Genomic DNA, 11,669 nt, shown 5'->3' with positions numbered 1-11,669 from the left:
GTCATACCTTGTGCAACAGGTGCAGAGCCATCTGCAACAACTGTTCATCTTGATTCATTTTTTCCAACAGGGAGACAGCATGCTGTACCCTAATGTCATTACCTTGTTGCAAAATTGTACGCAGAGCACTAACAGCCTGACGAAAATCATGTGGACGCAACAGAGAGTGAAACCCATCTTGCGGGCAAGCAAAAGCCAACAAAGCCTGATCAGCCTTGTTGGCCGGATAAAGACGTGCGGTGTGAGTCTCAACGGATTGGCCATCGGGCAATAACGCGTAGCGATCGGGTAAACTAACCTCTATCTCTTCCCGACTGATCGCCGTTAGTTGCTCAATTCCTATATGGGCGGCAGCAATTTTGCTCACGAAGCGAGCACCTCACGCTGTACTCTTAGCAAAGAGCGAAATGCCTGATGCAGCAAAGGCAACGTTATATGCCGTTCATCTAATGTCACAAATAACAACAGGCGATCTTCCCCCAGCCAACCACAACGCAAGGGCAGTTCGGGCCCCTGACCGCTGAAAGTGAGTAACATCGCCTTAACCATCGCGTCTCTCCCCTGATGCCAGGGAATTTCACGGGCCAGCCAAAGCGTTAATGATCCTCCATAGCGCTCAATCTGTAACGTGCCAGAATATTCAAAATCGATTTGGATCAAGGAACTGGAAGCATCAGACATCTCCATCCCCAAATCCTGACAAAACTGGAGCAATTGTGGCTCTATCCAGTTCATGATGCTCCCTCTCCTGACCACAATTCGTCTTCTTCCCTCTCAATTGCTGTATCAAGCGCCAGCTGACAAGAATTAAGCAGGTTCTGCCGCTGTTCTTCATCACTGAACACTTCCACCGGAATCAATCGAATCAATCGCTTCAACTCCCGGTAGAAATGAATTTGAGTTTGACTATTCTGCAATCCCAAAGCATGACCGAGCATTTCAACATCCCGCACATTGGCCCAGCGTTTCTCAATCAGAGAAACGACATCACCCATAAGGTCAGAAGGCCCGTATGCCATGATTCTCCCCCTTTACCACGCTTTTCCATAACTGCTCAACCTGAACCGACAAACTGTTAAGCAGACGGAGCTTATGCATGTCACTCATCACACGTTCCAGCTTAATAGGGTCGAGTTGTCGCGGTTGGCTGTCCAGATCAGCGCTCAGGGCTTTCATGATGAATCCTGTCACTTCCATCAAGGAACTGCTCTTAAAATTGGCCTGGATATCTCGCCAGGCCGCTGATAGCCCTTGATAATCCATAACGGCATCACGATAGATGTTACGCAATGCCTGTAAATTACCAACCCCATCTCTGGCGGCGGCAGTGGCATCAGGCGTAATGCGAGCTCCTAACTCGATAGCAATACCCTGCTCTTGCGCTAAACGCGACAATTCCTGTTCAACTAATGTCAATATGGCCCGTGCCTCTGGCCTGCCGGCCAACGCATCACGGGCCTGACTCAACGCATAGAATTGTTCACTCACCTCGCCAGAGAAACTTTCCAGATAAGCCTGCAACTGAGCAATATTAGTTAGTTGGCTGCTATTTAAATGAGAAATCAACGCCTTAACCTTTTGTTGACGCTCCAGATCCGGCACTTTCTGCAAGTATTCACCCACCAACGCCTCAATTTCCCGCACTCTGGCATGTCCATCGCTAACTTTCCGTCTGGAGAGCGGCATATCTTTGCGTTCCGAAAATGCAAAAGTAAGCTCTTCGGCTGCGTCAGCAAAAGACTGGGATGCAGTAACCAGTACCACTTTCTCTCCCTGAAACTGACCGACCCTGGTCTGCTCCTGTTGTGCTGTAATCCCGGCATCAGGTTCTGACAAAGTTATCGAATGAAGATGATTCTGGATAATATCCATAGCCTATCCTGTCATATCAGAGTTAATAATGGACAAATTATAAAGATACCGTCCCGATGCCTATGCCAAAATCAGCCGTGAATTTTTAGCAAAATCCGCCTAAACTATCGCTGAGGACAGGATTCATCGTTATCTGCCCACTGAAGCTGATGCAAGATACATCAAGCATAAGCAGCAACCGTGAATAGGGAAGCTTCACTGATCAAAACTGGGAACAGCTACGCAAACTCCAACCATTTTCTAAAAACTCCCGACTCAGGTTGCAATCCCTTCCCCTTTCCCTTCTTTATAGTACTCGCAGCAGAGGTTATATAAACAATCATGAAGCTTTCCCTTGACCATATTCCCGGCCAAATGCGCCATGCTATTAATGAATGTCGACTAATTCAGATTCGCGGCAGGGTTACTCAAGTCACGGGTACATTACTTAAGGCTGTCATTCCCGGTGTGCGGATAGGTGAACTTTGTCATTTACGCAATCCTGACAATACACTGTCCCTCCTGGCAGAGGTGATTGGGTTCCAACAACATCAAGCCCTGCTGACGCCACTTGGTGAGATGTTTGGCATCTCTTCAAATACTGAAGTGAGTCCAACCGGAGCCATGCATCAGGTTGGTGTGGGTGATTACCTGTTAGGGCAAGTCCTTGACGGACTGGGTAATCCATTTTCCGGCGGACAGTTGCCGGAACCACAAGCTTTGTATCCGGTTTATCGGGATGCTCCGGCCCCCATGAGTCGTAAACGAATTGAACACCCGCTCTCACTCGGCGTGCGGGCTATTGACGGTTTGCTGACCTGTGGTGAAGGTCAGCGTATGGGCATTTTTGCCGCTGCGGGCGGCGGCAAGAGTACGCTGTTATCTACGTTGATTCGTAGCGCCGAAGTTGATGTTACCGTGCTGGCACTCATAGGTGAACGTGGCCGCGAAGTGCGGGAATTTATCGAATCGGATCTGGGTGAAGAAGGTCTGAAACGTTCAGTGCTGGTAGTCGCTACCTCAGATCGTCCCGCGATGGAGAGAGCTAAGGCAGGGTTTGTGGCGACCTCAATCGCTGAATACTTCCGTGATCAAGGTAAACGTGTACTCTTGCTGATGGATTCCGTGACCCGTTTCGCCCGTGCACAACGAGAAATAGGTCTGGCTGCCGGCGAGCCGCCAACCCGACGAGGTTACCCGCCGTCAGTCTTCGCAGCTTTACCGCGGTTAATGGAACGTGCTGGTCAATCTGACAAGGGTTCAATTACTGCCCTCTACACTGTATTGGTGGAAGGGGATGATATGACAGAACCTGTGGCAGATGAAACCCGCTCTATCCTTGATGGTCACATTATTTTGTCACGCAAGCTGGCTGCGGCTAACCATTATCCCGCCATTGATGTGTTACGTTCCGCCAGCAGGGTGATGAACCAGATTATCTCTCCTGAACACCGGGCTCAGGCTGGTTTGTTACGTCATTGGCTGGCTAAGTATGAAGAAGTTGAGCTGTTGTTACAGATTGGAGAGTACAAAAAGGGGCAAGATCCTGTTGCTGATAATGCCATTGCGCACATTGAAGCAATACGTAACTGGTTGCGCCAAGGCACTCACGAACCCAGTGATTTTCCACAAACTTTAGCGCTCTTACAGCAGATAACGAAACAATGATTGGCCGTTTACAACGCATAAAAGCATTACGGGTCGAACGCGCTGAACAACATTTGTCCCTGCAACAAATGAAACTTCAAACGGCTCATCAACACCATCAACAGGCCTTGCAAACCTTGCAAGATTACTGTCAATGGCGAATAGCAGAAGAGCAACGTCTTTTTGAACTGTGTCAGGGCCAACCTATTGACCGCAAAGGCCTTGAGCGCTGGCAACAACAAATTGCCCTGTTGCGTGAAAATGAAGCTCAGTTGGAAAAGAAAATCGCTGAAATGACCGAAAAAGTGGAGCTGGAACTCCGCCAATTACAAGAATGCCAACGTGTACTGCACCACACACGTCAGCAGCAGGAAAAATTTAACGAATTGGGTCGCCAGGAACAAGAGGCGATCCGCACCCAAGGTGAATACCTAGAAGAATTGGAACAAGAAGAGTTCCATCGCCAAGAAAGAGTGTAAACAGAAGAGCATGAATCCACTGACAGCTATCGGCAAAAGTGTTCCCTCCCTCCCAACGTCCCCTGAAGCGGCGGACGCAGATTTGCAGCGCCGTTTCGAACTGGCTATCGCCTCTCACACCACCAATACGCGTCAGTCAACAGCACGGCGGGTGAATCAACCATTAACCGACACAACCAGAAATAGCAAAACAGCGGATCTACATTCCACGCATGACGCAAATGAGGAGCTTCCTCCATTCGCCTCCACGCACCAAGCCACTGATGACCCGCACAAACACGCCTTACCACTGCATAGCACCTCTTCTTTTTCACATAAGAGAGAAAAGAACCAAGCTAATCCGGAGCAAAAAGAAGCCTTAGCAGAATTTGCCCGCCGCCCTATTGAGATCACCACTGAGATAAAAGAGTCCCAGGAACATGATATAAGAGCAAACTCTCTGGCGACACCTGACCTCCCAGTACACGCTCCCAATCTTGAGTCGGTCAACACGACACCTGAGGTTATGCCTCATCCATTACCAGGCCAATATGTACCCGTACAACCTCAAAATCAGAAGAAAAGCTTATTGGCCTCTGTTGATCGTCTCAATGAGATCGCTATAGAGATAAAAGAGTCTCTGTCAACACCCGGTATCCTGACGAGCCAACCCGCTCTGAACACGCTATCTGCTGACCTAAAGCCGGTTGATATTATATCCTCTGTTGTGGCCTACCCTGACACAGCAGCTATTCCTGCACAGAAAGATGCAAACGATGAACCGGTATATTATGCAGTGGCGCAAACAATGCCCAGCATATCCAGATCTCAGCAAGATACACAAGAGCAAGACATACGTCCCCGCCAGCAGGCAGGTCTGGCTTTTCCTGTTCCCCATGCGAATGAAATCAGCATCACGGAAAAAAAGATTCTTACTGAAATCGAGACATACCATTTATTGGCATCAAAGCCAAAAAAGTTTGACATTCAGCCCTCCTATCCTAGTGAATCAGACGGGAAAATGCCCTTATTCCCACAAACACAACTCCTCCCAGGTGAACGCATACTCGCTACAATGCAAGCAACCTCAACTATTTCCCCACTTTTGGAGGCGCTGATCGATAAATTGGGTGTGGAGATCAGTATCGAACTAACACGGCAGCAACGTCCGCCAACATTACATCTGACACTCCCTAACCTAGGTGCTCTTGAGATTCAACTAACCAATGAGAATGGCAAACTTCAAATAGAGATTTTGGCGAGCCCGGCAGCCCAACAACAACTGAAACAGGCACGTTTTGAGCTACTTGAACGTCTACAGCTCCTTTATCCAACACAAACTGTCGAACTCTCTCTCCCATCTCAAACGGATAGCGAGCACGGATCACGCCAGAGTCGCAGCGTATATGAAGAATGGAAAAACGACGCATGAATAGCCTGACCCTACCCAAAGTCTCATTGGCAGAATTGACTCTGCGTCAAACCCTGAGCCGTCATCAGCAACAATTTAGCTGGGCTAATGGTCATCTCACTCTGGATGTCGTTTCTCCTCCCCAAACACTGGACAAGGTGCTAATCGCCCACTGGAAAGGACATACTTTCTCTTTTTTCTGCCATTCAGCCGAGCTGACTCTGTGGCTCGCCCCCGATTTACAACAAGCGGATCTAACCTCACTTCCTCAGGATCTACTGCTGGCACTGATAGAATACCAAAGCAAAGCACTACCAGATCTATCATGGTCCGCGCTGCGAACCACATCAGAGCTCTCTTTATCAACCTGCTTATTACTACGCCTTGAGCGGCCAGGTGCCACATTGCCACTCTGGTTAGCAGAATCCTCTCCCTTTCTTGCCATATTGCCAAAACGTCAACCTGGCGAATATCTGCCCATTCCATTACAACTGTCTCTGCAATGGGGGGCAATAAGCCTGACTTTAGACGAGTTTCACACCCTAGAACCAGGAGATGTACTGCTACTGCCCCCACAGCAACAACCAGATGCCCTTCTGTTAGCACATCTGGAAGGGCAACCTTGGGCCTACTTTAAATACCATGAACATAAACTGGAGTTAATCACTATGCACACTCTCTCTCCTGACAGTACTCTGCCGGTAACGGACTTAAACAGCCTGGAGGTTCATGTCAGTTTCGAAGTTGGCCGTCAGACCTTGGATTTACATACACTTACCAGTCTGCAACCCGGTTCCTTACTCGACCTTGGTGTTCCGCCAGACGGTGAGGTACGTATCCTTGTCAATCAGAAATGCCTCGGTTCCGGGCGGTTGGTGGACATTCAGGGACGTTTGGGTGTAAGAGTTGAACACCTCTTTACGGAGAAACAATCATGATCCAACTACCAAACGAGTTGGATCTTATCATCGGGCTGGCCTTATTGGCTCTGCTCCCTTTTATTGCGGTGATGGCCACCTCTTTTCTCAAACTGGCGGTGGTATTTTCTTTGCTGCGTAACGCCTTGGGAGTACAACAAATCCCCCCCAACATGGCTATGTATGGATTGGCAATTATCCTCACCATCTACGTCATGGCCCCGGTGGGTTTCGCTACTCAAGATTATCTGAGACAGAATGACGTTTCATTCAGCAACGCTGAATCGGTAGAAAAATTTATGGAAGAAGGAATAGCACCTTACCGGAACTTTCTCAAACAACATATTAAGCCCAGTGAGCGCACTTTCTTTATTGATAGCACCCGACAGATTTGGCCAAGCCAGTATGCTGACCGGTTGGAGCCAGATAGCCTGCTGATCCTGCTGCCAGCCTTTACAGTCAGTGAATTAACCCGCGCATTTGAAATTGGGTTTCTTCTTTATCTGCCGTTCATTGCAATCGATCTCATTATTTCTAATATTCTGCTCGCGATGGGGATGATGATGGTTTCTCCCATGACCATCTCTCTTCCTTTCAAGTTACTGCTATTTGTCCTGCTTGATGGCTGGACACGCCTGACACACGGCCTTGTCATCAGTTATGGAGCCTGAATATGAGTAATGCTGATATTCTGCACTTCACCAGCCAATCCCTCTGGCTGGTGTTAATTCTTTCCCTACCACCGGTACTGATGGCTGCTGCGGTAGGAACATTGGTTTCATTGATCCAAGCACTCACCCAAATACAAGAACAAACGCTGGGTTTTGTCATCAAATTAATTGCGGTCATTATTACCCTGTTCGCCACGGCTACCTGGCTTGGCAACGAGCTCTACAGCTTCGCCAATATGGCCTTTCTCAAGGTACCATTGATCAAATGATACAAGAGCTCCAGCAACAAATCCTTGCTTATACTCTGCTGTTACCCCGCATCATGAGCTGTTTTGTGATATTTCCTGTACTTAGCAAACAGATGCTGGGCGGTGGACTGATTCGCAACGGTGTGGCTTGTTCACTGGCCCTCTATGCTTACCCAACAGTAGCAGGTACCCCCCTACCAGCATTTGGTAGCCTGGAATTGACGCTGTTGCTCAGTAAGGAAGTTTTGCTTGGTCTGCTAATCGGCTTTATCGCTTCTATCCCATTTTGGGCCATGGAAGCTACCGGCTTTATTATAGATAACCAACGGGGAGCAACAATGGCTTCGGTACTTAACCCATCTCTGGGAAGCCAAACTTCACCCACGGGTTTGCTATTGACTCAAACTCTGATCACGCTTTTTTTCTCCGGCGGCGCTTTTCTTAGTCTGCTTGGTGCCTTATTTCAGAGTTACAACAGTTGGCCGGTGGCTCAGTTTTTCCCCCACATTACCAGCCAATGGATCCGTTTTTTCTACGGCCAATTCAGCTATCTGTTGCAACTTTGCGCCCTGATGGCTGCCCCTTTATTAATTGCCATGTTTCTTGCAGAGTTCGGGCTGGCTCTGATTAGCCGTTTCGCCCCGTCTCTCAATGTTTTTGTATTGGCGATGCCGATCAAGAGCGCAATTGCCAGCCTGTTACTGGTTATCTATACCCGATTACTGATGCATCATGCTTATGACAAGGTGTTATTAACGCTTTCTCCAGTGCGCATGTTAATTCCTATCCTGGAGGCACCATGAGTGGAGAAAAAACCGAAAAACCTACACCCAAGAAACTCAGAGATGCCCGTAAGAAGGGCCAGGTAACCAAAAGCAACGAAGTAGTATCAACCTCCTTAATCTTGGGGCTGATCGGCATGATAATGGTCATGTCCGAATACTATTTGGAACATCTGAGTAAACTGATGCTAATCCCGGCTAGTTTGCTGGAGAAACCCTTTCCCCAAGCCTTCAATCATGTCGTTGAAAACCTGATGCAGGAGCTGGTTTACCTCTGCCTGCCAATTCTGAGCGTTTCCGCTTTGCTATCGTTAGCATCACACCTTGCCCAATACGGCTTCCTGTTGAGTGGGAATTCCATCAAGCCTGACATCAAAAAGATTAATCCTGTTGAAGGGGCCAAAAGAATCTTCTCTATTAAGAGCCTGATGGAATTCGTCAAATCAATACTCAAAGTGACACTGCTCTGTATCCTGGTCTGGGTTACCCTGGAAGGTAATCTACAGGCGCTGCTGTACCTGCCGGAGTGTGGGACAAGATGTATTATCCCTGTACTCGGTATGATGTTAACCCAGCTAATGACCGTGTGTGGTATCGGGTTTATCGTGATTTCTATTGCCGATTACGCTTTCGAACACTACCAACATATCAAGCAACTCAGAATGAGCAAAGATGAGATCAAACGTGAATATAAAGAGAGTGAAGGCAGCCCGGAGATCAAAAGCAAGCGACGCCAATTTCACCAAGAATTACAATCAAGCAATATGCGCACTAGCGTCAAAAATTCATCGGTGATCGTTGCCAACCCAACTCATATTGCAGTCGGTATCCGCTATAAGAAAGGAGAGACACCTTTACCTCTTATTACGCTCAAGTTCACTGATGCGCAGGCCCTGCAAGTCCGGCGTATTGCCGAAGAGGAAGGTATTCCCGTGTTACAGCGAATTCCTCTCGCTCGGGCACTTTATCAGGATGGCCTCATCGACCACTATATTCCTGCTGATCTGATCCAAGCCACCGCAGAAGTTTTACGCTGGTTAGAACAGTGGCAAGATCGCTCTCCTGAACCGTAACTTGCTTTCAAATAGCGTTACTTGAGGTGTAAGATGCGCTATGCTGACCGCGCTATAAGTCAATGTTCGCTATATTTCGATCATTCCCGGCGATTCGGTATTTAAGATTTATTCAGTTTATAGCGTATTGAACCACCTTTACGAAGCAACTTGATAAAAACTCGACTCAGGTTCTTTTCTTAATTCATTGCGACCAAACCACATAATTGCAACAAATTTAAGATAAATAAAGATGGCGACTGATAGCTAAGTGTCCCTTAACCGATATTATAATAAACAATCCCATTCGGTTAGGTTGATTCTTTATTTTTATCAATTGATAAAATCGCTCAAACCAGATTTGAATTTCTTATCAAGTGATCTACTATTATGCAAGGGTTATTTTAGCTATTAGATCTGGCTGCACACTGACTTCTGTACCTTGTAATCAATTAATACTCAGCTAACCATGACAATAATTGACGTATTCTGAATCATCCATACATTAAGGAGAAAACGAATAATTGAGGCAGTATAAAAAGCTCAACTTATGATTCAGAATGAGGAATCTACAGGCAATCTTTACTATGTGAAAAAAAATTGATCACTTTTCATCTGTCGTTTATAAAATGTGAGAATAATACTATTATTCGGATCGAGAACATTAATATGCCACCAGAAGAAAAACCGTTTAATTAAAAGGCCTTACAACTCACTATCCAGTTATACACATAAAACTATTCTTCCTGTCTATTTCAGGTAGTAAAACCAAAGAAAACATATATTTAATATCAATAAGAATAACGTGATTTATATTTTTTTAAGACAACACCAATAGATCCAGGACAATAAAATGAACGGCATCACAACATCAGGGAAGGGAATGGATATCACTCTATTCCAGCGTAGCATGCCTGCCTTCAACGTTATAGAACATCATCAGGAAGGGATATATATCCTGCTCGAAGGTGAGATGACATGGCAGGACAGTACCAATACCTACGATCTCTCTCATAATGAACTGCTTTTTGTTCGTCGTGGCAGTTACGCAGCAAAAACTCGTAGTGATACCTGCAAGCTGCTCTGGTTACCCTTGAGTACAACTTTCCTTCACGGTTTTCTGCAACGTTTTGGTACTCTGCTCAGTGAAGTCGAGCGACATAATGTGCCAACACCCGAGTTGATTGCATTTACCTCATCTCCGCTACTATCCCAAAGTGTTAGCGGGCTGGTCGATCTATTGGCTCATGATTACCCCGCAGCCTTGGGTCAATTAAGAACAGAAGAACTGTTATTGTTAATTTGTTTCGGGGAACAAGGGATTTTGCTCATGTCAGTATTACGACAACTGAGCAATCGCCAGGTAGAACGTTTACAGAGCTTTATGGAAAATCACTACCTCAAAGAGTGGAAACTCAGCGAATTCTCTAAAGAATTCGGCATGGGATTAACTACGTTCAAGGAGCTATTCCGCTCCGTATACGGCATATCACCACGAGCCTGGATCAGTGAGCGCCGTATTCTTTATGCACATCAGCTGCTACTCAATAGCGAGATGAGTATTGTTGATATCTCAATGGAAGCCGGATTCTCCAGCCAATCCTACTTTACTCAAAGCTATCGAAGACGCTTTGATTGCACACCCAGTCGAGCCAGGTATGGCAAAGAGTAACGATTGGCTAAAATAATCTGACGTTTTTTACAAGTTAACCATTGGCCTGACAGATAAAATAAGGCCATTCCTAATCCAATCGACAAGAGTGACTAGCCGCAAGATGAGCATAGCATGAGCCAGCAAGACCATTATCAGACTCGAACCAGCATGTTTCTCGGCCGCAAGATCTCTGTCATGCAGTCTGGGATTCCGAGCCGAGAGCAGATACTCGGAAAATCATCGGCTATTCAGTACCAGAATAGAGACATTATCAATAACCAACAGTTTGTTCTGTTACAACGCCTTTTGCCCAGACATCTTCTGGAAAGCTTAATGAAATCTGTTTGGTTTCGCAGACGGCTAAATTGTGGGCAAGCTTTGAAACGTAATGACCTGCAACAGCTGATCAGAGCGGCGGCAAAATCAGAATGTGACTGGGACACGGTACTGGGTGACCACATTAACCTGGCTGACAGGCATCTTTTACAGTATTGGGTACTACAGCCACTATTTGACTGGTGGTTCCGCCTATTAGAACCAGAGATAGAACTCTGGTTCATCGAACTTGATCAGTTACAGATTCAAGAACGGCAATTGCGAGCTAAGGCGCATTTTTGGCAACAGGTTGAAAACGTATCATATCAATGCCGGGAACAACATCATCAAGAGGTTATATCCTTGCAAACAGTGCTCAACCAACGCAAGCAACTATTAGAAAAACAGCTGTTGGCAGCGGAAACCCAGGCCCACGAAGCATGGCCCAACTGGTTTACCGGGCTGGATACACTCCAGACCGACGACAATCTGACAGCTTTCACACCAGTTCCAGAAGCGCTGTCACTCTGCTGGACATGGTTATCCACCTTAAAATACGACAGTGCGGCTGCTATCCACTTGCAACAATGGCTCTGCACTCGTGCCCTGTGCTTGCCACAGGATAGTTTTTATTGGCAATCGACGACGACCTAATCATTAGAG

General features: G+C 46.8%; 14 protein-coding genes. 10 read left to right on the top strand and 4 right to left on the bottom strand.

Annotation, left to right across the window (positions count from 1 at the left end; translation table 11 throughout):
- Position 1 precedes the first annotated feature (1 nt).
- The 4 genes from sctX to sctW are packed head-to-tail and all read right to left on the bottom strand — an operon-like array spanning position 2 to position 1,872.
- Positions 2-367, bottom strand: coding sequence for a YscX family type III secretion system protein SctX (gene sctX / locus ACUN2T_RS06545; RefSeq protein WP_445496778.1), 366 nt, complete (start codon positions 365-367; stop codon positions 2-4).
- On the bottom strand, positions 364-735 hold the full coding sequence (gene sycN, locus ACUN2T_RS06540) for a type III secretion chaperone SycN (RefSeq protein WP_445496776.1): 372 nt from the start codon (positions 733-735) through the stop codon (positions 364-366). Before sycN ends, sctX begins: the two co-directional genes overlap by 4 nt.
- The gene (locus tag ACUN2T_RS06535; RefSeq protein WP_445496774.1) at positions 732-1,019 is read right to left on the bottom strand and encodes a TyeA family type III secretion system gatekeeper subunit; all 288 of its coding nucleotides are present in this window, start codon (positions 1,017-1,019) and stop codon (positions 732-734) included. Before ACUN2T_RS06535 ends, sycN begins: the two co-directional genes overlap by 4 nt.
- On the bottom strand, positions 1,000-1,872 hold the full coding sequence (gene sctW / locus ACUN2T_RS06530; RefSeq protein WP_445496772.1) for a type III secretion system gatekeeper subunit SctW: 873 nt from the start codon (positions 1,870-1,872) through the stop codon (positions 1,000-1,002). Before sctW ends, ACUN2T_RS06535 begins: the two co-directional genes overlap by 20 nt.
- 321 nt (positions 1,873-2,193) lie before the next feature.
- Here sctW and sctN point away from each other — a divergent pair, with 321 nt between their 5' ends.
- The 10 genes from sctN to ACUN2T_RS06480 all read left to right on the top strand — a co-directional run bounded on the left by sctN (position 2,194) and on the right by ACUN2T_RS06480 (position 11,660).
- Entirely contained in the window at positions 2,194-3,519 is a 1,326-nt protein-coding gene (gene sctN, locus ACUN2T_RS06525) for a type III secretion system ATPase SctN (RefSeq protein ID WP_445496770.1), read from the top strand.
- Positions 3,516-3,977 carry a type III secretion protein gene (locus ACUN2T_RS06520; protein WP_445496768.1) on the top strand — a complete coding sequence of 154 codons (462 nt, stop codon included), beginning with the start codon at positions 3,516-3,518 and terminating at the stop codon, positions 3,975-3,977. Before sctN ends, ACUN2T_RS06520 begins: the two co-directional genes overlap by 4 nt.
- A 10-nt stretch (positions 3,978-3,987) precedes the next feature.
- On the top strand, positions 3,988-5,388 hold the full coding sequence (locus tag ACUN2T_RS06515; RefSeq protein ID WP_445496766.1) for a type III secretion system needle length determinant: 1,401 nt from the start codon (positions 3,988-3,990) through the stop codon (positions 5,386-5,388).
- Complete coding sequence (gene sctQ / locus ACUN2T_RS06510; protein ID WP_445496764.1) at positions 5,385-6,305, top strand: type III secretion system cytoplasmic ring protein SctQ; 921 nt, start codon at positions 5,385-5,387, stop codon at positions 6,303-6,305. The genes ACUN2T_RS06515 and sctQ overlap by 4 nt, the downstream gene beginning before the upstream one ends.
- Positions 6,302-6,955, top strand: coding sequence for a type III secretion system export apparatus subunit SctR (gene sctR / locus ACUN2T_RS06505; RefSeq protein WP_445496762.1), 654 nt, complete (start codon positions 6,302-6,304; stop codon positions 6,953-6,955). The genes sctQ and sctR overlap by 4 nt, the downstream gene beginning before the upstream one ends.
- A gap of 2 nt (positions 6,956-6,957) precedes the next feature.
- The gene (sctS, locus tag ACUN2T_RS06500) at positions 6,958-7,224 is read left to right on the top strand and encodes a type III secretion system export apparatus subunit SctS (RefSeq protein ID WP_021323784.1); all 267 of its coding nucleotides are present in this window, start codon (positions 6,958-6,960) and stop codon (positions 7,222-7,224) included.
- Entirely contained in the window at positions 7,221-8,006 is a 786-nt protein-coding gene (gene sctT, locus ACUN2T_RS06495; protein WP_445496760.1) for a type III secretion system export apparatus subunit SctT, read from the top strand. The genes sctS and sctT overlap by 4 nt, the downstream gene beginning before the upstream one ends.
- Positions 8,003-9,058 carry a type III secretion system export apparatus subunit SctU gene (gene sctU, locus ACUN2T_RS06490; RefSeq protein ID WP_445496758.1) on the top strand — a complete coding sequence of 352 codons (1,056 nt, stop codon included), beginning with the start codon at positions 8,003-8,005 and terminating at the stop codon, positions 9,056-9,058. The genes sctT and sctU overlap by 4 nt, the downstream gene beginning before the upstream one ends.
- A gap of 832 nt (positions 9,059-9,890) precedes the next feature.
- Positions 9,891-10,709, top strand: coding sequence for a helix-turn-helix transcriptional regulator (locus ACUN2T_RS06485; protein WP_445496757.1), 819 nt, complete (start codon positions 9,891-9,893; stop codon positions 10,707-10,709).
- Between the two features lie 114 nt (positions 10,710-10,823).
- Positions 10,824-11,660, top strand: a complete 837-nt coding sequence (locus ACUN2T_RS06480; RefSeq protein ID WP_445496755.1) for a T3SS regulon anti-activator ExsD domain-containing protein — start codon at positions 10,824-10,826, stop codon at positions 11,658-11,660.
- Positions 11,661-11,669 lie beyond the last annotated feature (9 nt).

The organism is Photorhabdus machadonis (assembly GCF_052657765.1).
Note: the sequence above shows the minus strand (reverse complement) of the source record. Positions and strands in the feature narration are given on the sequence as shown.